18 protein-coding genes are annotated in these 21,418 nt (G+C 64.3%); 12 read left to right on the forward strand and 6 right to left on the reverse strand.

What is annotated here, in order from left to right:
* Positions 1–34 precede the first annotated feature (34 nt).
* From ANTHELSMS3_RS04110 to ANTHELSMS3_RS04125, 4 genes are read left to right on the forward strand one after another with little or no spacing between them, the layout of a single operon-like run.
* On the forward strand, positions 35–1,054 hold the full coding sequence (locus ANTHELSMS3_RS04110) for an AAA family ATPase (protein ID WP_094033767.1): 1,020 nt from the start codon (positions 35–37) through the stop codon (positions 1,052–1,054).
* Entirely contained in the window at positions 1,051–1,929 is an 879-nt protein-coding gene (locus ANTHELSMS3_RS04115) for a DUF58 domain-containing protein (protein ID WP_094033768.1), read from the forward strand. The genes ANTHELSMS3_RS04110 and ANTHELSMS3_RS04115 overlap by 4 nt, the downstream gene beginning before the upstream one ends.
* Positions 1,926–4,688: a DUF4159 domain-containing protein gene (locus ANTHELSMS3_RS04120; protein WP_094033769.1), complete on the forward strand. Its 2,763-nt coding sequence runs from the start codon at positions 1,926–1,928 to the stop codon at positions 4,686–4,688. The genes ANTHELSMS3_RS04115 and ANTHELSMS3_RS04120 overlap by 4 nt, the downstream gene beginning before the upstream one ends.
* A 26-nt stretch (positions 4,689–4,714) precedes the next feature.
* Positions 4,715–6,754 (forward strand): glutamine amidotransferase, encoded by a 2,040-nt coding sequence (locus tag ANTHELSMS3_RS04125; RefSeq protein ID WP_094033770.1) that lies wholly within the window; start codon positions 4,715–4,717, stop codon positions 6,752–6,754.
* A gap of 200 nt (positions 6,755–6,954) precedes the next feature.
* On the opposite strand, the gene ANTHELSMS3_RS04130 is transcribed toward ANTHELSMS3_RS04125, so the two are convergent.
* The 3 genes from ANTHELSMS3_RS04130 to ANTHELSMS3_RS04140 are packed head-to-tail and all read right to left on the reverse strand — an operon-like array spanning position 6,955 to position 8,489.
* Positions 6,955–7,302 carry a hypothetical protein gene (locus ANTHELSMS3_RS04130; protein ID WP_094033771.1) on the reverse strand — a complete coding sequence of 116 codons (348 nt, stop codon included), beginning with the start codon at positions 7,300–7,302 and terminating at the stop codon, positions 6,955–6,957.
* Positions 7,303–7,314: 12 nt separating this feature from the next.
* Positions 7,315–8,079: a DUF599 domain-containing protein gene (locus tag ANTHELSMS3_RS04135; RefSeq protein ID WP_094033772.1), complete on the reverse strand. Its 765-nt coding sequence runs from the start codon at positions 8,077–8,079 to the stop codon at positions 7,315–7,317.
* Complete coding sequence (locus ANTHELSMS3_RS04140; protein WP_094033773.1) at positions 8,079–8,489, reverse strand: CopD family protein; 411 nt, start codon at positions 8,487–8,489, stop codon at positions 8,079–8,081. The genes ANTHELSMS3_RS04135 and ANTHELSMS3_RS04140 overlap by 1 nt, the downstream gene beginning before the upstream one ends.
* 136 nt (positions 8,490–8,625) lie before the next feature.
* On the opposite strand from ANTHELSMS3_RS04140, the gene ANTHELSMS3_RS04145 reads away from it, so the two are divergent.
* The 8 genes from ANTHELSMS3_RS04145 to ANTHELSMS3_RS04180 all read left to right on the forward strand — a co-directional run bounded on the left by ANTHELSMS3_RS04145 (position 8,626) and on the right by ANTHELSMS3_RS04180 (position 16,245).
* Entirely contained in the window at positions 8,626–10,074 is a 1,449-nt protein-coding gene (locus ANTHELSMS3_RS04145) for an FAD-linked oxidase C-terminal domain-containing protein (RefSeq protein WP_094033774.1), read from the forward strand.
* Between the two features lie 103 nt (positions 10,075–10,177).
* Positions 10,178–11,308 (forward strand): FAD-binding protein, encoded by a 1,131-nt coding sequence (locus tag ANTHELSMS3_RS04150; RefSeq protein WP_094033775.1) that lies wholly within the window; start codon positions 10,178–10,180, stop codon positions 11,306–11,308.
* Positions 11,308–11,652 (forward strand): hypothetical protein, encoded by a 345-nt coding sequence (locus ANTHELSMS3_RS04155; RefSeq protein ID WP_094033776.1) that lies wholly within the window; start codon positions 11,308–11,310, stop codon positions 11,650–11,652. Before ANTHELSMS3_RS04150 ends, ANTHELSMS3_RS04155 begins: the two co-directional genes overlap by 1 nt.
* A gap of 1 nt (position 11,653) precedes the next feature.
* A complete protein-coding gene (gene glcF, locus ANTHELSMS3_RS04160; protein ID WP_094033777.1) occupies positions 11,654–12,937 on the forward strand; it encodes a glycolate oxidase subunit GlcF in 1,284 nt (427 codons plus the stop codon).
* A gap of 155 nt (positions 12,938–13,092) precedes the next feature.
* Entirely contained in the window at positions 13,093–13,815 is a 723-nt protein-coding gene (locus ANTHELSMS3_RS04165) for a trypsin-like serine peptidase (protein WP_094036916.1), read from the forward strand.
* Complete coding sequence (locus ANTHELSMS3_RS04170; protein WP_254694839.1) at positions 13,812–14,618, forward strand: trypsin-like serine peptidase; 807 nt, start codon at positions 13,812–13,814, stop codon at positions 14,616–14,618. The genes ANTHELSMS3_RS04165 and ANTHELSMS3_RS04170 overlap by 4 nt, the downstream gene beginning before the upstream one ends.
* 133 nt (positions 14,619–14,751) lie before the next feature.
* Positions 14,752–15,231 (forward strand): Hsp20 family protein, encoded by a 480-nt coding sequence (locus ANTHELSMS3_RS04175; RefSeq protein ID WP_094033778.1) that lies wholly within the window; start codon positions 14,752–14,754, stop codon positions 15,229–15,231.
* Positions 15,232–15,330: 99 nt separating this feature from the next.
* Complete coding sequence (locus tag ANTHELSMS3_RS04180) at positions 15,331–16,245, forward strand: LysR family transcriptional regulator (protein ID WP_094033779.1); 915 nt, start codon at positions 15,331–15,333, stop codon at positions 16,243–16,245.
* Between the two features lie 151 nt (positions 16,246–16,396).
* Here the strand turns inward: ANTHELSMS3_RS04180 and ANTHELSMS3_RS04185 are convergent, their stop codons facing one another.
* From ANTHELSMS3_RS04185 to ANTHELSMS3_RS04195, 3 genes are all read right to left on the reverse strand, one after another.
* Positions 16,397–18,556 carry an esterase-like activity of phytase family protein gene (locus tag ANTHELSMS3_RS04185; protein WP_094033780.1) on the reverse strand — a complete coding sequence of 720 codons (2,160 nt, stop codon included), beginning with the start codon at positions 18,554–18,556 and terminating at the stop codon, positions 16,397–16,399.
* A 212-nt stretch (positions 18,557–18,768) separates the two neighbouring features.
* On the reverse strand, positions 18,769–20,871 hold the full coding sequence (locus ANTHELSMS3_RS04190; RefSeq protein WP_094033781.1) for a vWA domain-containing protein: 2,103 nt from the start codon (positions 20,869–20,871) through the stop codon (positions 18,769–18,771).
* Entirely contained in the window at positions 20,868–21,398 is a 531-nt protein-coding gene (locus ANTHELSMS3_RS04195) for an RNA polymerase sigma factor (protein ID WP_094036918.1), read from the reverse strand. Before ANTHELSMS3_RS04195 ends, ANTHELSMS3_RS04190 begins: the two co-directional genes overlap by 4 nt.
* Between the last annotated feature and the right edge of the window lie 20 nt (positions 21,399–21,418).

A 21,418-nucleotide genomic window follows, 5' to 3' on the forward strand; every position in this document is an offset into this window, starting at 1 on the left:
TACCCAAAGAGATAGCATGAAGTGGAGAGTTATCATGTCCGATCACGCCGGTTCGACCGAGGATCTCGTCGCCGAGATCGAGGCGCTTGAAGACAAGCTGGCCCGCGCCAAGCAGTCGATCACCGCGCGGTTCATCGGCCAGGAACGGGTCGTCGACCTGACGCTTTCCGCGCTGCTGTGTGGCGGTCACGCCCTGCTGATCGGCCTGCCCGGCCTTGGCAAGACGCGGCTTGTGGAAACGCTGTCGAAGGTCATGGGGTTAAATGGCAACCGCGTGCAGTTCACACCTGACCTGATGCCCGCCGATATTCTGGGCTCTGAGGTGTTGGAAACCGGCACCGACGGCACTCGCGCGTTCAAATTTATCGAAGGCCCGATTTTCTGCCAGCTGTTGATGGCGGATGAGATCAACCGCGCCTCCCCCCGAACCCAGTCGGCGCTGTTGCAGGCGATGCAGGAAAAGCAGGTCACCGTCGCCGGGCAGACTCGCACGCTGGAAGCACCGTTTCATGTGCTGGCCACACAGAACCCGATCGAACAGGAAGGCACCTACCCGCTGCCCGAGGCGCAGCTTGACCGCTTTTTGGTGCAGATCGACGTGGCCTATCCCGACCGCGCGACAGAGCGCGATATCCTGCTGGCCACCACCGGCACCGAAGAGGCGCAGTCACATGGCGTCTTTACCGGGCCGGAACTGATCGCCGCTCAGCACCTGTTGCGGCGGATGCCGGTGGGCGATGCCGTGGTCGAGATGATCCTAGATCTGGTTCGCGCCTTTCGCCCCGATGATCCCTCTGCGCCTGAGCGGGTCAAGGACATCGTTGCTTGGGGTCCCGGTCCGCGCGCCGCGCAGGCGCTTATGCTGACCGTACGCGCCTGCGCGCTATTGCAAGGGCGGCTGGCCCCCTCTCCGGAGGACGTGTTGAACATGGCCAAACCCGTTCTGGTGCACCGCATGGCGCTGTCCTTCTCGGCCCGTGCGCGGGGTGAAGATTTGGGCGCGTTGATTGACGAGGTTGCCGCAGGTCTGCGCCCCGCTGAGGCCGCAGCGTGACAGCCACCGTCGCCCACCTGCGCACCCGCGCGCAAGAAGAGGCCGGGCGCTTTCCCGCGCTGCTGGCCCGTGCTGAACATCTGGCGGGCACCGTCCTTTTGGGCGAACACGGGCGACGGCGCTCTGGTCTGGGCGATGATTTCTGGCAATATCGCCCGTTGCAGGCGGGCGATAGCTATCGATCCATCGACTGGCGGCGCTCGGCCCGTGGGGATGAGCAATTTGTGCGGGAACGCGAATGGCAGATCGCACAAAGTGTGCAAATCTGGGTCGATCCCGGCGCCTCTATGCGCTTTTCCAGCCACAAGAACCTGCCGACCAAGGCAGATCGCGCGCGTCTGGTGGCGCTGGCAGCCAGCATCCTGCTGATCCGTGGCGGTGAACGCGTTGGCCTGACCGGTTGGCGACTGCCTCCCCGCCGCGGTGATTTGCAGACCCTGCGGCTGGCCGAGATGTTCGCCGAAGACGGCGAAGACGATTACGCCGCCCCTGAAGCGCGCGGTATGTTGCCCAACGCCAAGGCGCTGTTTGTCTCCGATTTCCTCAGCGATGTCGAACCCGTAGAGGCGGCGCTGACCAAGGCGGCAGACCGCGGTGTGCGCGGCGTGTTGTTACAGGTACTGGACCCTAGCGAAGAGGCGTTCCCCTTTGACGGGCGCACCATATTTGAAAGTGTAAACAAGACGATGCGCCACGAGACGCTCAAGGCCGGCGACCTGCGTGAAACCTATTTGCAACGGTTGGCAGAGCGCAAAGCGCGGCTGGACGCGATCTGTCGCGTAACCGGCTGGCAGCATTTCACCCATCACACGGACCAGACCGCGCAATCCGCCCTTCTTTGGGTGTATCGCGCTCTGGACGGGAGCCAAGGATGACCCTTTTCGGCCTGATCGGTTTCACGACCCCCTGGCTCTTGCTGGGGTTGCTTGCCCTGCCGATCCTCTGGATCATCCTGCGCGCCGTGCCACCCGCGCCAATCCGGCGGATGTTTCCCGGCGTGGTCCTACTGCTGGGCCTCAAGGATGAGGAACAGGTCACGGATCGCACGCCTTGGTGGCTGTTGCTGCTGCGGATGCTGGCGGTGGCGGCGGTGATTATCGGGCTGGCGGGGCCTGTGCTGAACCCCGACAACGATGGAGAGGTCGCAGGCGATGCGCCGCTGCTGGTTGTGATGGATGCCAGTTGGGCCTCTGCCGCCGATTGGCGCGGGCGAATGATCGCGCTGGACGGGCTGTTGGCCGAGGCCGGGCGCGACACGCGCCCCGTGGCGCTGATGCGATTGACGGACCCCGAACCGGTGCAATTCCTCAGCGCCGATGTTTTGCGCACGCGCCTGTCGGGCATTCAGCCAGAGCCGTGGCAGCCCGACGCCGAAAGCACGGAACGCGCCATCGGCTTTCTGCCCGACACGCGGTTCGACACCTACTGGATGTCCGACGCGCTTGACCGCGAAGGCCGCACACCGCTGTTGGCCGCCTTGGAAGCCAAAGGCCGGGTGACAGTGTTCGAGGCCCCCCGCACGCTCTATGCGCTGGAACCGGCGCAGGTGTCCGAGGGCAATCTGCTGATCACCGCGCGCCGCCTACGCGAAGGCGGCGCCACCGAACTGACCTTGGCTGGCCACGGCAAAGACCCGGCAGGCAACCCGTCGGTCCTGACCCGCAACACGCTGAGTTTTGAGGCTGGGATGCTGGAAACCACAACAGAGATTGCCCTGCCCGCCGAATTGCGCGCCCGCATCGAACGGTTTGAGATCGAAGGCACCCGCAGCGCCGGGGCCGTCACACTGCCCGACGACAGCCTGCGCCGCCGCGAGGTCGCCCTGATCGCGGGCAGTACGGACCGTGAGGGGCTAGAGCTTCTGTCGCCGCTGCACTACCTGCAAAAGGCTCTGGTTCCTACCGCCGACCTGCTGGACGGGGCCTTGCTGGACATCCTGCCCGCCAATCCGGACGTGATCATCCTTGCCGATGTGGCGACCCTGTCGGCGGCAGAGGAAGACGCCGTTCTGGAATGGCTCGACAAGGGCGGGATGCTCTTGCGGTTTGCCGGGCCGCGCCTTGCTGCGTCGGACATCAGCCGCGACCGCGAAGACCCGTTGATGCCGGTGCGCCTGCGCGCCGGGGGCCGCACCGTGGGCGGCGCGATGAGCTGGGGAGAGCCCAAATCGCTGGCCCCCTTCCCCGCCGAAAGCCCGTTCTTCGGGCTGGCCGTACCCTCGGACGTCACCGTCAACAGTCAGGTCATGGCACAGCCTGACCCAACGCTGGCCGCGCGCGTAGCGGCGCAACTGTCGGATGGCACCCCGCTGGTCACGCGCAAATCGGTGGGACAAGGCCAGATCGTCCTGTTCCACGTCACCGCCAACGCCGAATGGTCGACCCTGCCGCTGTCGGGCCTCTTTGTGCAGATGCTGGAACGGCTGGCGGTCTCCTCCGCTGCCGCACAGCCAGAGATTGAGGATATGGAAGGCACCGTCTGGCAGCCGATCCGCGTGCTGGACGCCTTTGGCCGCCCACGTGAGGCCGGCACCCTGCCCGGTGTCGATGGTCCCGCCCTGATCGAGGCCCCACTGGGCCCCGATCTGCGCCCTGGCGTGTATCAGGGCGAGGATCGCAGCCTTGCCCGCAACGTGGTGACAGCGGACACAGAACTGACGCCGATGATCTGGCCCGAACGCATCCCGGTGCAGGGCATCACCCGTCCGCAGGAGAAACCCTTGGCCGGTTGGCTGCTGGCCGGGGCGATTGCGCTGCTGCTGGCCGATGTGATCGCCTCACTGATGCTGTCGGGCCGGTTGCGCGGCGCGGTGTCGGCGGGTGTCGTTTTGGCGGCGCTGATGCTGGTGCCGCAGGACGGACAGGCGCAAACCGCCGAGGAACGCGCCGCCATCGCCGCGACCTCGGAGGTGGTTCTGGCCTATGTGATCACCGGCGACGACACGGTCGACGACTTGTCCCTTGCCGGGCTGCGCGGCCTGTCGGAGACGCTGTATTTCCGCACCTCGGTCGAACCGAACACGCCTGTCGGTGTGAACCTTGAAATCGATGAACTGGCCTTTTACCCGATGATCTACTGGCCGATCACTGCCAGCCAGCCGACACCGTCCCGTGAGGCCTATGCCAAGCTGAACACCTATCTGCGCACCGGCGGCATGATCGTCTTCGACACCCGCGATGCGGACATCGCCGGGTTTGGTGCGGCCACCCCGGAAGGCCGCAAGCTGCAACAACTGGCCGCCCCGCTGGACATCCCCCCGCTGGAGCCGGTGCCAGAGGACCACGTCCTGACGCGCACCTTTTACCTCTTGCAGGATTTCCCGGGCCGCTACGTCGGGCGCGAGGTCTGGGTAGAGGCCGCGCCGCCGGATGCCGAACTGATCGAGGGCATGCCGTTTCGCGATCTCAACGACAACGTGACGCCAGTGGTGATTGGTGGCAACGACTGGGCCTCGGCCTGGGCGATGGACGACCGGGGCAACCCGCTGGTCCCGCTAGGCAGCGGCTTTACCGGCGAACGCCAGCGTGAGATCGCCTACCGCTTTGGTGTAAACCTTGTGATGCATGTTCTGACCGGCAACTACAAATCCGACCAGGTCCATGTCCCCGCCCTTCTTGACCGTCTGGGTCAATAAAACTGGGCCAATAAGCGAGAGCAGAGATGAACGGACAGATCGTATTCGACCCGCTGCTGCCTTGGGCGGTGATCGCCGTACTGGCCGCGCTGGCGCTGATCGGCACCGGGCTGGCGCTGTGGCGCGGGCTATCAGGCTGGGCGCTGCGCTTTCTGGCAGGGGTCGTACTGGTCGGCGCGCTGGCACAGCCCTCCTACCAGGTTGAGGACCGCGCCCCGCTGGCCGATATCGTGTTGATGTTGGTGGATGAGACCGCCTCGCAGATGCTGGCCGAACGGGCGCAGATCACGGCAGAGGCAGCCGACACGATGGAGGCGCGCCTGCTGGCCCGCCCCAACACAGAGGTGCGGCGCATTCCCGTACCCGACGGCGAAGGGGACGCGGGGACGCTGTTGATGACCGCGCTGTCCAACGCCTTGGCAGAGGAACCGCGCGGACGGATCGCGGGTGTTGTTCTGTTGTCCGATGGCCGTCTGCATGACCTTGAACGTGCGCCCGACCTGCCCGCGCCGATGCACCTGCTGCTAACAGGACTAGAAGAGGACTGGGACCGGCGGCTGATCGTGCGCAACGCCCCCGCCTTTGCCATCCTTGGCGAAGAGGTCGAACTGACCCTGCGGATCGAGGATGATGGCGCGGCGCCGGGCGATCTCAGCACGCAGATCCTGATCTCGATCGATGGCGCGGCGCCAGACACCTTTACCGTTCCTATAGGCGAGGATCTGACCCTGCCGATCACCCTGCCCCACGGCGGGCTGAACGTGATCGAATTCACGGTGCCCGAGGCCGAAGGCGAGTTGACCGACCGCAACAACAAGGCCTTGGTGCAGATCAATGGCGTGCGCGACCGGCTGCGGGTGCTGTTGGTATCGGGCGAGCCGCACGCCGGTGGGCGGACATGGCGGAACCTGCTGAAGTCTGACTCCAGCGTCGATCTGGTGCATTTCACCATCCTGCGCCCTCCGGAAAAGCAGGACGGCGTGCCGGTGAACGAACTGTCGCTGATCGCCTTCCCGACGCGAGAGCTGTTTCTGGAAAAGATCAACGACTTCGACCTGATCATCTTTGACCGATACAAGCGGCGCGGCATCCTGCCTGCGATCTACCTCGACAACGTGCGCAACTATGTCGAGCAGGGCGGCGCGGTGCTGGTGGCTGCTGGACCTGACTTTGCCTCGGCGGATTCGATCTATCGTTCACCTCTGGCGGATATCCTGCCAGCAGAGCCAACGGCGCGGGTGGTGGATCAGGGCTATCGCCCTGCCGTTACCGAGCTTGGCCTGCGTCATCCGGTAACCTCTGGCCTGCAGGGGGCGGACACATGGGGCCGCTGGCTGCGCCAGATCGAGGTGGAGCCGATCAAGGGCGATGTGGTCATGTCCGGCGTGGATGAGCGGCCCTTGCTGGTGCTGGACCGTGTGGGCGAGGGGCGCGTGGCGCTGCTGGCTTCGGATCAGGCGTGGCTGTGGAACCGTGGGTATGAGGGCGGCGGGCCGCAACTGGACCTGCTGCGGCGGCTGGCGCACTGGATGATGAAAGAGCCGGAGCTGGAGGAAGAGGCGCTGTGGGCGGAGCCTGCGGGGCAATCCATGCGGATCATCCGGCGGACGCTGAATGAATTTGTCGGCTCTGTGACGGTGATCACGCCCTCGGGCGATGAGGTTGAGGTGCCGTTGGAAGAGGTCAGCCCGGGGCGGTATGAGGCGATTTATGATGGCCCGGAGATCGGGCTGTATCGACTGGAAGAGAACGCTCTGTCTGCCGTTGTGGGCCTTGGCCCCTCGGCGCCGCGAGAGTTTATTCAGACCATCGCCAGCGGGGCTGCCTTGTCGCCGATGATCGAGGGCCTGCGGGGCGGGGTGATGCGGCTGGAAGAGGGGTTGCCCTCAATCCGAGAGGTGCGGGCCGGGCGGCCTGCGGCGGGGCGGGGATGGATCGGTCTGACCCCGCGCGAGGCCTATCAGACGCTGGATGTGAGGCAGACGCCTTTGGCCCCGGAATGGTTGGTTCTGCTGCTGGCCGCAGGGTTGATCGTGGGGGCCTGGCTGCGTGAGGGGCGGAGCTGACGGCCTTGGGTTTGGGAGGTGTGCCGGGCTGAAGCCCGGCCTACCGCTCGATAGGGATTTGGTCGTATGGGTTTTGCGGTGTCCACGCGTGGACAGCATCACGCACACGCAAAATCAATGGGTTACAGAGACGATTTAACCATTGGTTAGGAAACGACCCGCAGCAGATCCCGGTGAGACCCGGCGAGCGAGCGCCTAGATCACGGCAGCGTCAGAACCTGCGTGTCCTCTGCCCATCCATCGACTGAACATCTGGCGCGGATCATCACCTGTTCCGTTCCTTCGGGGATGCGGATGCCCGATTGGGACCGGGTAAAGGGCTGTTCCGTTTCATGCGGATGCAGCAACACGCGGGTTGCCAGCACCCGGCCCTCGGGCAGTTCCACTCGCCAGCCATCGGCGTAGTGGTCCCATCCGGTGTCCGGATGGCGCAGCGTGACGGAGACGGTCCAGACGTCGCCGCTGCGTTGGGCTGTGGCGCCTTCGATCTCGGGCGCTTCGGCAAAAAGCGGGGCCGCAAGAAGCAGCAGGGGAATCACATATCGCATGAAGTCAGCCTATCAGAGGGTTCGGAGCCAAGGCGATCCCGAAGAGCCGCCCTCGGGGATGTTGTGGCAACACAGCGGATGGTCGCTGGCGTCCAGCAGCACGGCCCGCGAGTGTGATGCAAACTCTCGCCGCAGAACCACCGACAGCGTCACCAGCGTGGTCAGCATCAGAACCACCGGCCCCAACAACCAGCCCGCCGCCGCGATGCCGAAATAGACCGACCGCAAGCCACGATTGTAGCTGCGCCCGCCGGTCACGTTGATCTCACCTGCCTTGCGCGCGCGGGCCAAAGTCACCGGATTTTCGGGGTCTTCGGGAACCGCAGCCATCAGCACCGAGGTGTAGCCGAACAGCCGATGCGACCAGACGAATTTCAAAAAGGCATTGGCGACGAACATCAGCATCAACATCAGCTTGATCTCAAACACCACCACCGGGTCTACGTCGGTGCCGAAGTCCTGCGCCACGCCACGCAACTGGTCCGCGTTGCCCATCAGGGCAAACCCGCCCCCGATGGCAATCATGCTGGCCGAGGCGAAAAAGGCGGTGCCCTGCCGCAGGCTGGCGACGATCTGCGAATCAAAGATGCGCGGTTGGCGGGTGACAAAGACCGTCATCCACGCACGACGATAGTCGGCCATCAGGAAAGAGGTGGATGGGTAGTTTTTCGGCGGATTCTCGATCACGCGGGAGGCCCCGGCCCAAGACAGCACCAGAAACACCAGCGCGGCAACATCCCAGACGGTAAATCCGGCGGTTAGAGTGTCCCAATCCATCAAAACGGTTTCACCACGACAACCCAGAGGATCGCAATCACGCCGACCACGCTGACCTCATTGAAGATACGCAGATACATGTCGCTTTCGCGGAATTCGCCGCGTTGGGCGCGGCGCACCAGACGCCCGGTCCACAGGTAGTGCCCCGCCAGCAGCAGCACGAGCGCAATCTTGACGTGGGACCAGACCGGAAAGCCCCAATCCCACGCCAGCCACAGCCCGGTGATCACCGCGATGGCCGCCAGACCAGCGGAAAAGCGGTACAGCCGATAGGTGAGATCGCCCAGCGGGCCGTTTTCGCCCAGCTTTGCGTGTTCCCGCTTCCAGTAGATCAGCGCGCGCGGTACGGCAAAGATGGAGGTCATCCAGCCCATGACGCACAGAAGATGTATGATCTTGACCCAATTCATGTCCGCACCTGACCCCTGCGACGCTAAAATGGCAAGATGCCGCGCCGCACTTGGCGGATTCGCTGTGGTGTAATGGCAGTTTTGGTTATATATTCTTACCAATCACGCGATATCGCCGCGCGCAGAGGAGAGCCCCATGCAGATGCCCGAGCCGAACAGATCCGTCCTTGCCCGAAAAGACCGGATTGTCGAGCGGTTGCGCAGCGTATTGCCCGCCGACCGGGTGATTTCCGATGAGGCAGAGACCCGCGCCTATGAATGCGATGCGCTGACCGCTTATCGCTGTCCACCTTTGGCCGCCGTATTGCCGTCCACGACCGAGGAAGTGTCGGCGGTGTTGAAGGTCTGCCATGAGGAGGGTGTGCCGGTGGTGCCGCGCGGGTCCGGCACATCGCTGGCGGGGGGCGCGCTGCCGACGGCGGATTCGGTGATCCTGGGCGTGGCGCGGATGAACGCGGTGCTGGAGGTCGATTACGCCGACCGCATCATCCGGGTGCAGACCGGGCGCACCAACCTGAGCGTGACCGGTGCGGTGGAAGAAGAGGATTTCTTTTACGCGCCCGATCCGTCGTCACAGCTTGCCTGCGCGATTGCGGGCAATATCGCGATGAACTCTGGCGGTGCGCATTGCCTGAAATACGGCGTGACAACCAACAACCTGCTGGGCGTGACCATGGTGCAGATGGACGGCACGGTGGTCGAGATCGGCGGCGCGCATCTGGATGCGGGCGGGCTGGACCTGCTGGGGCTGATCTGCGGATCAGAGGGCCAGTTGGGCGTAGTGACAGAGGCAACGCTGCGCATTCTGCGCAAGCCCGAGGGAGCGCGCCCGGTGCTGATGGGGTTCGATTCCAACGAGGTGGCGGGGGCTTGTGTGTCCGACATCATCAAGGCCGGTGTCCTGCCGGTGGCGATCGAGTTCATGGACCGCCCCTGTATCCGCGCGACAGAGGAATTTGCGCAGGCCGGATACCCCGATTGTGAGGCGCTGTTGATTGTCGAGGTCGAGGGCAGCCCGGAAGAGATCGACGAACAGCTGGGCAAGATCCTTGCCATTGCGCGGCGGCACGATCCGGTGGAACTGCGCGAGGCGAAAGACGCGGATGAGGCGGGGCGGATCTGGCTGGGCCGCAAGTCGGCCTTTGGCGCGATGGGAAATATCAACGATTACATGTGTCTGGACGGGACGATCCCGGTGAATGAGCTGCCGTTTGTGCTCAAGCGGATTGGCGAGATGTCCAAGGAGTTCGGGCTGGACGTGGCCAATGTGTTCCATGCGGGCGACGGCAATATGCACCCGCTGATCCTGTTCGACGCCAATAAGCCCGGCGATCTGGAACTGTGTGAGCAGTTCGGGGCGGAGATCCTGAAGCTGTGTGTCGAAGTGGGTGGCTGCCTGACCGGCGAGCACGGCGTGGGCATCGAAAAGCGCGATCTGATGCTGGATCAATATGCGCCGGCGGATCTGGAGGCGCAGATGGCCATGAAGGATGTGTTTGATCCCGATTGGCTGCTGAACCCGGCCAAGGTGTTCCCGCTGACCTCATCCGAGGCGCGGCGCGTGATGTGGATGGCGGCCGAATGAGGGGCGATTTTTCTACGAAACATCGGTGGGGGCGCTGCCCCCGTCGCCTGACGGCGACCCCCCCGGGGGTATTTGAACAGAGAAGAAGCCAGGAGCGTGGCGCATGAGACCTGAGAGCGAAGCGGAACTGGCGGAGATGATTGCCGGGGCGCGTGAGGCGTTTCACATTCGCGGTGGCGGGACGCGGGCGATTGGCGTGACCACCGCGCCACAGGTGTTGGAGACCGGCGGTTTGGCGGGAATCACCCTGTACGAGCCGGGGGCGCTGACGCTGGTGGCGCGGGCGGGGACGCCGCTGGTCGAGATCGAGGCGGCTTTGGCGGCGGAGGGGCAGCGGTTGGCGTTTGAGCCGATGGATCATCGCGGTTTGTTGGGGACGCAGGGTGTGCCGACGATTGGCGGCGTTGTGGCCGCCAATGTCAGCGGGCCACGCCGGGTGCAGGCCGGGGCCTGTCGCGATTTCATGCTGGGGGTGCGGTTTGTCGACGGCACCGGGACGGTGGTGAAGAACGGCGGGCGGGTGATGAAGAATGTCACCGGCTATGATCTGGTCAAGTTGATGAGTGGTTCGTGGGGCACTTTGGGTGTGTTGACCGAGGTCAGTCTGAAAGTGTTGCCGCAGCCGGAGACCGCCGCCTGTGTGATGATTGACGGATTGAGCGAGGCTGAGGCGCAGGAGGTCATGAGCCGGGCGATCACCTCACCGTTCGAGATCACCGGCGCGGCGCATGCGCCGGGGGATTCTGGGGACGTGCCCCTGACTCTGTTGCGGATCGAGGGATTTGCCGGATCGGTCAGCTATCGTCTGGGGCGCTTGCAGGAGATGTTTGCGGATCTGTCGGTGCGGGTGGAGACGGACCCGGACCGCGTGGCGGCGCTGTGGCGCGGGGTGCGCGATGTGGAGATGATGCAGGGCACTGGCGGCGATGTCTGGAAGCTGTCGCTGCGGCCCAGTGCTGCGCCGGGGCTGGTGGCCGAACTGCGGGCGCGGCATGAGGTGTCCCGTGTGCTGTATGACTGGGCCGGTGGGCTGGTCTGGATCGAATGCGTGCCGGGGACGGACCTGCGGCCCGAGGGCCTTGCGGGCCATGCCACGCTGATCCGCGCCTCAGAGGAGACACGACTGAGCCTGCCTGTGTTCCAGCCGGAGCCGCCTGCGGTGGCGGCGCTGACACGGGGTATCCGCGCAAGGTTTGACCCGAGGGGCATGCTGAACCCCGGGATCATGGCCTGATGGGGCATCCCGCGCTTATCGCCTTTGTCGTGGCCTTTGTGGCCGGGCCGCTGGTGGTGGCGGCGTTATTGCGCCTGTCCGCCACACTGCCGGTGCTGGTGGCGCTGTCGTTGACGGTGATCGGCGCGGCGGCTCTGGCGGTGGTGTTTCAGGGCCGCAGCCCGCTAACTTCACTGATTTTCTTTTGGTTTGGCTGGGTTGTGGCCGTGGCCGTGGCCATGGTGGCACAGGCATTGCGCCGCCGCCTACCCGGTCGCACGACCCGCCGCCTGACCCTTTTGGGCGCGCTGCTGGCGGCCCCCCTCCCCTGGTTCGGCCTTGCCACGGCCCAAATGATGGACTGACATGCAGACGAATTTTACCGACGAGCAACTGAAAGACGCGGGCACCGCGCGCGCCAACCAGATCCTGCGCAGCTGTGTGCATTGCGGGTTCTGCACCGCGACCTGCCCCACCTATCAGGTGCTGGGTGACGAGTTGGATAGCCCGCGTGGGCGTATCTATCTGATCAAGGACATGCTGGAGAATGAGCGTGTCCCGGACGAAAAGACGGTCAAGCATATCGACCGCTGCCTGTCCTGCCTTGCCTGCATGACCACCTGCCCGTCGGGGGTGCATTACATGCATCTGGTCGACCATGCGCGGGAGTATATCGAAAAGAACTATGACCGCCCGTGGCACGACAAGGCGCTGCGCTGGATGCTGGCCAAGATCCTGCCCTATCCGGGGCGGTTCCGGTTGGCGCTGCTGGGGGCCAAGATTGGCAAACCTTTGCGCCGCTTTGTCCCCGACGCGCGGCTGCGCGCGATGCTGGAAATGGCACCGGACACCATCCCCCCGGTCAGCCGCAACGACGACCCGCAAAGCTTTGCCCCCAAGACAGAGAAAAAGATGCGCGTGGCGTTGATGACGGGCTGTGCGCAAAAGGCGCTGAACACCGACATCAACGATGCCACGATCCGCCTGCTGACGCGGCTTGGCTGTGAGGTGGTGGTGGCCAAGGGCGCGGGTTGTTGCGGAGCGCTGACCCATCACATGGGCAAAACCAATGAGAGCCATGCCAGCGCCGCCAAGAACATCCATGCCTGGACAGCAGAGATGGCGGGCGACGGGTTGGATGCCATCGTGATCAACACCAGCGGTTGTGGCACCACGGTCAAGGACTATGGCCACATGTTCGCCCAAGATCCGCTGGCCGAGGATGCCGCCAAGGTGGCGGGCAAGGCCATGGACATCAGCGAATTGTTGTCACGGCTGGAGATCCCCGCAGGGGCGCCCAAGGGACTGCGCGTGGCCTATCATTCCGCCTGCTCATTGCAACACGGGCAAAAGGTCAAAACCGCCCCCAAGGATCTGCTGAAACGGGCGGGTTTTGAGGTGGTTGAACCTGCGGACAGCCATCTGTGCTGTGGCAGCGCGGGCACCTATAACCTTATGCAGCCAGAGATTTCCAAGCAGTTGAAGGCGCGCAAGGTGCAGACCTTGGAGGCGAAGGAGCCCGATGTGATTGCCGCCGGGAACATCGGCTGCATGATGCAGATCGGTGGCGGGACGCAGGTGCCGATTGTGCATACCGTCGAGCTGCTGGATTGGGCCACCGGCGGTCCCAAACCACGATCGTTGACATGACAAGAACAGACTGTCTTTAAGGCAAGTTTGCCACATTTCTGCCTAGATGCCGTGCGTATTTACATGCAGCTTTTGAGGGAGTTTTCGTGCGATTTTTTCTAGTTTTGTCTCTCTGGCTCTTGGGCAGCGCCGCAAGCGCCCAGGGCCTGTTCAGCATGGATTCGGCACAGGACGGGCGCGGCTGGGAGGCTGTCGGGCGGATTGAAATCGCCGACGCCGCCTTTTGCACCGGGGCGCTGATTGGGCCGCGTCTGGTTGTGACGGCGGCGCATTGCCTGTTTGACCCTGACACCGGACTGCGCGTGCCGGTGAACGAAATGCAGTTCCTTGCCGGTTGGCGCAACGGGCGCGCGGCAGCCTATCGGCGGGTGCGCAAGGCGGTGCCGCATCCGGGGTTCGCCTATGGTCAGGAGGCAAACGCCGACAGGGTGCGCCACGATCTGGCCCTGATCGAGTTGCAACACCCGATCCGCAACACCACCATCACCCCGTTCAACACCGACATCGGCCCCGAGACGGGCGATACCGTCGGCGTGGTGTCCTATGCCCATGACCGGTCCGAAGCGCCGTCGTTGCAGGACACCTGCGCGGTGCTGGCGCATCAGGACGGGATGCTGGTGCTGTCGTGTTCGGTAGATTTTGGGGCCTCCGGGTCGCCAGTGTTCCGAATCGGGGCGGACGGGTTGGCGCGGATGGTGTCGATCGTCTCGTCCAAGGCAGAGGCCAACGGCGCGCCTGTTGCGCTGGCCACCCCGTTGCAGGGGCCGCTGGCGGATCTGCGCGATGCGCTGTCTGCGGACCGCGATCCGGGCGCCGGGCTGGACCGGCTGACCGCCGGGACGCGGCGTGAGACCGGCGCCAAGTTTGTGCGGCCTTGAGGCGGCTGGCGGTCCTTCTGCTGTTGGGGCTTGCCGCCCCAGCTGCGGCACAGACCGCCTTTGATGTGATGGACCGGCGCGGCGAATTGCTGGGCTGGGAGGCGGTCGGGCGGATCGACACCGGACGTAGTTTTTGCACCGGGACGCTGATCGCGCGCGATCTGGTTCTGACAGCCGCGCATTGTGTGTTTGACCGCGACGGATCGCAGGTGCCTGCCGAGCGGATGCGGTTTCGCGCGGGCTATCATCTGGGCACTGAGATCGCGGCGCGGGGCGTGCGGCGCTATGCGGTGGCCGAGGGGTACAGGGACGGCGGCGGACAGAAATTGAGCGGGCGGATGATTGCAAGGGACCTGGCGCTGTTGCAACTGGACCGCGACATTCACGCCGCCGAGGCGGACCCGCTGATCGTTCATGACGCCCCGGTCGCCGACAGTGCCGTCAGCGTGGTGTCCTATGGCAAGGGGCGCGCCGATGTGATGTCGCGGCAGCGGCGCTGTGACCTGACAGAACGCTTTGCCGGCGGTGTGCTGGAGTTTGACTGCGACGTGACCTTTGGCTCTTCGGGGTCGCCGGTATTGGTCAAGGTGGACGGGCGGTTGCGCATCCTGTCGGTGATTTCGGCCATCGCGCCGAACCCGTCAGGGGAAAAGCGGGCCTATGGCATGGAGCTGTCCGATCATGTGGCGCGCCTGCGCAGCCGTCTGCGACGCGAGGAGACCCAGCCGCAGGCCGGGACCGGCGCACGCCGGGTGCATGTCGGCGACCGCAGCGGAACCGGCGCGCGATTTGTCCGGCCCTGAGGGTCTTGAAACCGCGCCTGCGCTTTCCAAATTCTAAGTCATCGGGACGCCTGCAACAGGGTCCCGGTTGATCAGGCGCCTGTCCCCGATGGGAAGGCGCGCAGACCCAAGGTATCGCTCAACGGAGGATTCCATGCGACATTTCGATTTTGCCCCGCTCTACCGTGCCACTGTCGGTTTCGACCAGATGGCTGACATGATGGACCGCGTTCTTGCCAATGAGACCGCACAGCCGGGCTATCCCCCCTACAACATAGAAAAAACCGCCGATGATGCGTATCGCATCTCTATCGCGGTGGCTGGCTTTGCCGAAGACGAGCTGTCCGTCGAGGTCAAGGAGCAGGCGCTGGTTGTCTCTGCCCGCAAGGCTGAGGCCAGCGAAGAGGCCAAGGCGTTCCTGCATCGCGGCATCGCCACGCGCGCGTTTGAACGCCGGTTCCACCTTGCCGATCATGTGCGGGTGCAGGGGGCCATTCATGAGAACGGCATGCTGCACATCGACCTCAAGCGCGAGATCCCCGAGGCGCTGAAGCCGCGCCAGATCGCCATTGCGCGGCCACAAAGCGCAGTGGCCGTCCAAAAGGATGTGGTGGACGCCGAAACCATCAACTGACGGCTATGCGCGGCGTTGGCTGCGCCACATCAGACGCAAGGCCCCGGATTTTCCGGGGCCTTTTTTGCATGAGCGATTGACTTTGATCGCCGGGTGTCCATGCATTCCCGTATGGATTGGCGCTCTGTTACCTTTGACTGGAACCGCGCGCGGGCCTTTTTGGTCACCGCCGAAGAGGGATCGCTGTCAGCGGCGGCCCGAGCCCTTGGCATGACGCAGCCGACACTGGGCCGGCAGGTGACCGCGCTGGAAGAGGAACTGGGCCTGATCCTGTTCGAACGCGTCGGGCGGGGTCTGGTGCTGACGCAGGCGGGCACCCAATTGATGAGCCATGTGCGCGCCATGGGCGAGGCAGCGGTGGGCGTGTCGCTGGCCGCCTCCGGGCAGGCGCAGGCCGCGTCGGGGCATGTGGCAGTGACTGCCTCAGAGATCTATTCCAGCTGGCTGTTGCCACAGATCGCCCTCCGCCTGCGCAAGGTCGCCCCCGGCATCACGCTGGAGGTGGTTGCCTCAAACGAGATCCGTGACCTGAAACGCCGCGAGGCGGATATCGCCATCCGCAATGCCCGCCCCGAGGAACCCGACCTGATTGCCAAGATGGTGGGCGAGGACGAAGGTGCCTTTTATGCCACCCCCGACTATCTGTCCCGGCTTGGTCCGGTGATCGACCCTGCGGATCTGGCCGGCGCAGAGTTCATTGGTTTCAAGGACAACGACAATTTCATCGCCGCCCTGCAAAGGCGCGGGATCGCGGTGACACCCGCGCATTTCCCGGTGCTGGCCTCATCCCATGCGGTGCATTGGGAAATGGCCCGCGCCGGTGTTGCCATTGGCACCGCACCGTGCGGGTTGGGCGAAACGACCCCGGACATGCGGCGCGTGTTGCCCGATCTCGGCTTTCGCTTTCCCGTCTGGCTGGTGGCGCACCGCGAATTGCGCACCAGCCCAAGGGTCCGCATCGTTTGGGAGTTGCTGGCAGAAATGCTGCCCGCGCTCTTGCGGCGACCGGAGTAAAAGCAGGGGCGTCATGCCCTAGGCATGCATGCAGCATAACCCCCCGGGGATATTCTTGGACAGAAGAAACTCGGGGGCCGGACGTGGAAAGACGCCCCGCGATTGGTCGCGGAGCGTCGATTGATGGTCGTCAGTTTTGGGCAAGCAGGATTTACAGCTTGCCGAAGGACCAGAAGAACGTCTCACCCGAGCTGTCGTCGACACCGTCGTTGTCGGTGGAGACCCAGACGGTTCCGTCAGCGAAGATGGCCAGACCTTCGATCTTGTCCACGATGTAACCGCCATTGGCTGCCAGATCGGGGATCAGGTCACGCACCAGTTCCTTGGTGACAACCGGCAGGTCGCCGCCCAGTTCCGCCGGGACCATGTCAGAGGCGGGGATGCGGTAGATCTTTTTGGTCACGGCATTGGCGCCGATCTGGTTGTCGCGTTCAACCACATAGACAAAGTCGCCGTGCGCGGTGATTTCCGACAGGCCGACCCAGCCAGTGGCGGGCTCTGCCTTGGCGTAGTGAACAGCCCCCCATGCACCAGTGGCGGTGTTGTAGGACACCAGTTTGACGTGGTTCTTGGGGTCGTCTTTCCACTCGCGCTGAATGGCCATCCACAGAGTGTCGCCGATCTTGGTGACGCCCTCAAAACCGTAGCGGAGCTCATTGGCCAGCAGGGCTTCGGGCAGCATGACCTTTTGGGTGATCTCGCCGGAGGCGTCGACATGGTAGAGAGCGTGGGGAATGTCGTGGTCTGTGCGGCCCTCGGAGGCGATCCAGAAGCCGCCATTGCCGTCCAGCGTGATACCTTCCATGTCCAGCTTCATCGCCGGGGCACCATCGCGCAGGACCGGCAGCGCGGCGGTGATGCGGGCCGGGGTCTGCGTGGTGTCGACGGTGAAGATGGTGGGCTGGTTGCCATAAAAGCTGTCGTTGACGAAGTAGACGATGCCGTCCTCACCCGCGACCATGCCAGAGTTCGCACCCCAGCCGATCAGCGTATCGGCACCCGCCGAGGTCAGCTGCGGATAGGCCGCCGGGGCATCCTGATACGCATAGATCATGACGTGGGCGCGGACGCCGCCGTCTTCGATCAAATCCGCCTCATTGGCGGTGACAAAGAGGTTGCGACCCGGGATGGCGATGGCCCCTTCGGGGGCGACGCCGGAGGGCAGCAGCTGTTTGAACACCGGGTTGGTCGGGTCGGTGGTGTCGTAGACCGATACGGTCGACGCGCGTTCGCCCAGCACAAAGGCGTAGGGCGTGCCGTCGAACACGGCAAATTCCATGCCTTCGGGTTCCACGCCTTTGGCGTCCGAGCGTTTATCCGGGTAGTGTCCGGCCTGAATGACGGCGGTTTCATAGTCAGAGCCGGATTCGAAAACCACGGTGCCGTCTTTCGAGAACACGGTGATGGAACGTGATCCGCCGTCCATGTCGCCCTCATTGGCGGTCATGAAATGGGTATCGTCGAGCCATTGCACGCCGTCAGGCTCACGCAGGCGGCCCATCTGTTCGCCGGTAAACATCAGCGAGGCGCGGTCGTCGTCAATGTCGATGCGGGTCAGATCAACGGCCCCGGCCGAGAAATGCGACATCACGGTGCCGTCGGTGCCGATCACAACCATGTGGTTGTTTTCCTGCATCGTGACGACGATTTCGCCCAGCGCGTTGACGTCGACAAATTCCGGTTCGGGATCGGTCGGGGCAACATCGGCAAGGCCGGTCACGTCGATTTTCTGGATCGTGTCGCAGGCCATGACGCCGTTGTCGACCATGACCTTGGACACATAGCCCGCAGGCATCTGCGGCACGCGGCCGTCACCCAGATCTTCGTCCCGTTCGTTTTCGATGGCGACAACCACAAAGGTGCCTGCGTCGTCATGCGCGGTCGAATCCGGCTGGCCGCCCAGATCGCAAGATCCGGTGATCTGGCGGGTGCCAAGGTCGATCGACAGCAGCTTGCCGCCGGGGGCGGTGTAGGAGGCAGAGGTGTTCACACCGACATAGGCGGTGGACCCGATCACGGTGACGGATGTCGGCTCTCCATCGAGGGCGATGTTGCCCAGCGGCTGCGGGTTGGCCGGGTCGGTGATGTCGATCAGGCCGACCACGCCCAGCGGGCTGTCGGTGTAGATCAGCGTCATGCCGTCGCCCGATGCGGCGATGATTTCGGCCGAGGTTTCGCGCGCGGTGTCCTCACCGGCCGCCATGTTCAGCGGCGTCGCGAAAGACGCGATACGGTTGAAATTCATGTCTGCGGCGGCGGAGGAGGCCGTCAGAGCCAATGCGCTAGTCAGGCATAGAGTGCGAAATTGCATGGGGCGTCCCTCTTGTATGGTTGAGGGGGGAGTGACGTGGGGGCGTAACATCTGCGTGACGTTCTGGTGACGGTAATGTCAAACTGGCCACCGGACCGGAAAAGAGCGCGCCATGTGTGCCGTGTTCTTGGTGATTGGGCAGGGGTAAAGCAAAGCCCCCCGCGCCGCACACGGAGGGCCATAGGCCCCGGGTCAGGCCCGGGGCGCGTGGGTCAGTTTTTCAGGCTCTCGGTCAGGCGCATCAGGGTGATCGCCTCTTGCCGATAGCCGAAGGGGTCATCGCCCTTGGAGGCCTGCGCCAATGCGATGGCGTCGCCCATGCTCCAGTCGCCGATCAGGTCGGACCCGCGCAGGATCTGGCCAAAACCGGCGATGGCCAGCGCCCAGTTGCCTTCGGCCAGCGGGGCAGCGTCGGCGTTGATCGGGGTTTCAATCAGCTTGCTGCTGTCCTCACCCGGCGTTTTGTAGCGCAGGCGCAGGAACCCCAATTCGCCGGTCTCATCGGCCACCGGCTGGGCGTCGCCAGCGGCATAGCGCAGCGGGTCCGTCATGCGGGCAGGAGAGCCGACGGGCGTAATCGCATAGATCGCCGTCACCTGATGGCCCGCGCCGATCTCACCGGCGTCGACCTTGTCGTTGTTGAAGTCCTCACGTTTTAGCGCGCGGGTCTCATAGCCGATCAGGCGGTATTCGGCGACCAGCGCCGGGTTCCATTCGACCTGGATCTTGACGTCGTTGGCGATGGGCACCAGCGCGCCGGTCAACTGGTCCACCAGCACCTTTTGCGCCTCGGCCAGCGTGTCGATGTAGCTGGCAATCCCGTTGCCGGTCTGCGCCAGCGCCTGCATGGTCGCGTCGTCCAGATTGCCACGGCCAAAGCCGAGAACGGACAGGTAGGTGCCCTCATCCCGCTTGTCGGCGATGAACTCCTTGAGCGCGTCGGGGTCACTGATGCCGACGTTGAAATCGCCATCGGTGGCAAGGATCACGCGGCTGACGGCCCCCTCTTCGCCATCCTTGGCCATCTTGGCGGCGGTGGCATAGGCCTGTTGCAGACCGGCCTGCCCGGCGGTCGATCCACCTGCGTGCATCGACTCTAGCGCGGCAAGGATGGTGTCACGCTCTGTCGCCTTGGTCGGCTCCAGCGCGAGGCCCGCGCTGCCCGCGTAGGTCACGATGGCGATGGTGTCGTTTTCACCCAGTTGTCCCAGCATCAGCCGAAAGCTCTGCTTCAAGAGCGGCAGCTTGGTCGGGTTGTTCATCGAGCCGGAGGTGTCGATCAGGAACACGAGGTTCATCGGCGGACGTTCGTCCGGCAACATGCCTTGCAGGCCAATGTGGACGATCTGTGTCCCGTCCACCCACGGGCTGTCCGACACCCCGACATGGGTGGCAAAAGGCGCGTCGCCCTCTGGCGCGGGGTAGTCGTAGGTGAAATAGTTCACCATCTCCTCGATCCGCACGGCACCCTCGGGCGGCAGCATGCCCCGGCTGAGAGAGTTGCGGATCATCGACCACGACGCGGTGTCCACGTCGATGGAAAAGGTCGACACCGGCGCCTCTGCCGTGACCTTGATCGGGTTGTCCTCTGCGTCGGGGAAGGCCTCTGTGTCGGGCTCGGGGCGGACGATTTGATCGGGGACGGGGATCGGCAAGGGACGGGTGGCGGGCGCGCCGCCCTCAAAGCTGAACACCCCGGTTTCAAGGCTGACCGACGGGGCCGCCCCCGGTGAGGCAGGCGCCGGTGCGCGCATCCGCGATGCCCCGGCTGGCGCCATGGGTTGCGGCGACGGCGCGACCATCGGACGCCCGACCTTGGCCGCACCGGCATCGGCGGCGCGTCTGTTCATCACAACCGGCGCGTCAAAGGCAAGGTCCAGCGTTTCCTCCAGCGCTTCGGGCTCCACCGGGGTCTGTGCTGGGGCAACGACAACACGGTCGTCAGCTTTGACATCAGGCTTGGCGACGGGTTCTGCGACGGGTTTGGCGTCCGGTTTGCTGGCCGGGATCAGGGTGACCTCTGGCGGCTGGCTGTTTTGCAATACGGGGATCAACGCCACCATGGCGACGGCGGCAATCGCCGTGGTTGCGGTCAGAAGTCCGCGATTTGAAATCTTGGCAAACATCAGTTTGGCTCCTCTGAAAATGCCCGCCTTTTCGGTGGGCTCAGAGGTCTGACGCGCCAGATCAGCCGTTTCTTGGGCGCGGTCGAAATTTTTCATCGCCAGCGCGATGGCGGCGGCACGCTTGTCCGGATCAGGCCCCGGCAGGCCCGCGTCGAATGCGCGCTTGAGATCGTCCAGATCGTCGCTCATGCCTCGGCCTCCTGCATCGCCTTCAGTTTCTTTTTGGCCTCCGAGATCCGCCAACTGACGGTCCCCTCGGACACCTCCAAAATCTGCGCCGCCTCTGCATGGGTCACCCCATCCAGAACCAGCGCAAGGGTTTCGCGCAGATCGACCGTGAGGCGTTTCATCGCCTCCATCAACCAGTCGATCCGCTCTGCCGTCTCCGAGATTTCGGCCCGGCGCGCCAGTTCCCAGTCACCCCAGCCATCAGCGGCGCGGGTATGGGTACTGTGACGCCGGAACCTGTCCCGGGCGGCATTCACCGTGATGCGATACAGCCATGTGGTCAGCTTGGCCTCTCCCCGATAGCTTTGCAGCTTGGCGGGCAGGGCGGCGCAAATGTCTTGCGCCAGATCCTCGGCCTCTGTCCGGCTGCCGGTGAGTTTTACCGCATAACCATAGACACGGCCGTAAACCCGGCCCACCAACAGGGCAAAGGCCTGCCGGTCACCGTCTGCCGCCGCGCGGGCAAGGGATTCGTCGCTAACTTCCATGCGCATCACATGAGTGAGAC

This window comes from Antarctobacter heliothermus, assembly GCF_002237555.1.
In the GTDB taxonomy this organism is placed as follows: Bacteria; Pseudomonadota; Alphaproteobacteria; order Rhodobacterales; family Rhodobacteraceae; genus Antarctobacter; species Antarctobacter heliothermus_B.

Bases quoted from the DNA above. Each gene is read 5' to 3' on its own strand.
- ANTHELSMS3_RS04185 (WP_094033780.1), bottom strand. From the start codon at position 18,556: ATGCAATTTCGCACTCTATGCCTGACTAGCGCATTGGCTCTGACGGCC.
- ANTHELSMS3_RS04175 (WP_094033778.1), top strand. From the start codon at position 14,752: ATGCGACATTTCGATTTTGCCCCGCTCTACCGTGCCACTGTCGGTTTC.
- ANTHELSMS3_RS04155 (WP_094033776.1), top strand. From the start codon at position 11,308: ATGGGGCATCCCGCGCTTATCGCCTTTGTCGTGGCCTTTGTGGCCGGG.
- ANTHELSMS3_RS04145 (WP_094033774.1), top strand. From the start codon at position 8,626: ATGCAGATGCCCGAGCCGAACAGATCCGTCCTTGCCCGAAAAGACCGG.
- ANTHELSMS3_RS04180 (WP_094033779.1), top strand. From the start codon at position 15,331: ATGCATTCCCGTATGGATTGGCGCTCTGTTACCTTTGACTGGAACCGC.
- ANTHELSMS3_RS04125 (WP_094033770.1), top strand. From the start codon at position 4,715: ATGAACGGACAGATCGTATTCGACCCGCTGCTGCCTTGGGCGGTGATC.
- ANTHELSMS3_RS04150 (WP_094033775.1), top strand. From the start codon at position 10,178: ATGAGACCTGAGAGCGAAGCGGAACTGGCGGAGATGATTGCCGGGGCG.
- ANTHELSMS3_RS04140 (WP_094033773.1), bottom strand. From the start codon at position 8,489: ATGAATTGGGTCAAGATCATACATCTTCTGTGCGTCATGGGCTGGATG.
- ANTHELSMS3_RS04190 (WP_094033781.1), bottom strand. From the start codon at position 20,871: ATGAGCGACGATCTGGACGATCTCAAGCGCGCATTCGACGCGGGCCTG.
- ANTHELSMS3_RS04120 (WP_094033769.1), top strand. From the start codon at position 1,926: ATGACCCTTTTCGGCCTGATCGGTTTCACGACCCCCTGGCTCTTGCTG.
- ANTHELSMS3_RS04110 (WP_094033767.1), top strand. From the start codon at position 35: ATGTCCGATCACGCCGGTTCGACCGAGGATCTCGTCGCCGAGATCGAG.
- ANTHELSMS3_RS04195 (WP_094036918.1), bottom strand. From the start codon at position 21,398: ATGGAAGTTAGCGACGAATCCCTTGCCCGCGCGGCGGCAGACGGTGAC.
- ANTHELSMS3_RS04165 (WP_094036916.1), top strand. From the start codon at position 13,093: ATGGATTCGGCACAGGACGGGCGCGGCTGGGAGGCTGTCGGGCGGATT.
- glcF (WP_094033777.1), top strand. From the start codon at position 11,654: ATGCAGACGAATTTTACCGACGAGCAACTGAAAGACGCGGGCACCGCG.
- ANTHELSMS3_RS04130 (WP_094033771.1), bottom strand. From the start codon at position 7,302: ATGCGATATGTGATTCCCCTGCTGCTTCTTGCGGCCCCGCTTTTTGCC.
- ANTHELSMS3_RS04135 (WP_094033772.1), bottom strand. From the start codon at position 8,079: ATGGATTGGGACACTCTAACCGCCGGATTTACCGTCTGGGATGTTGCC.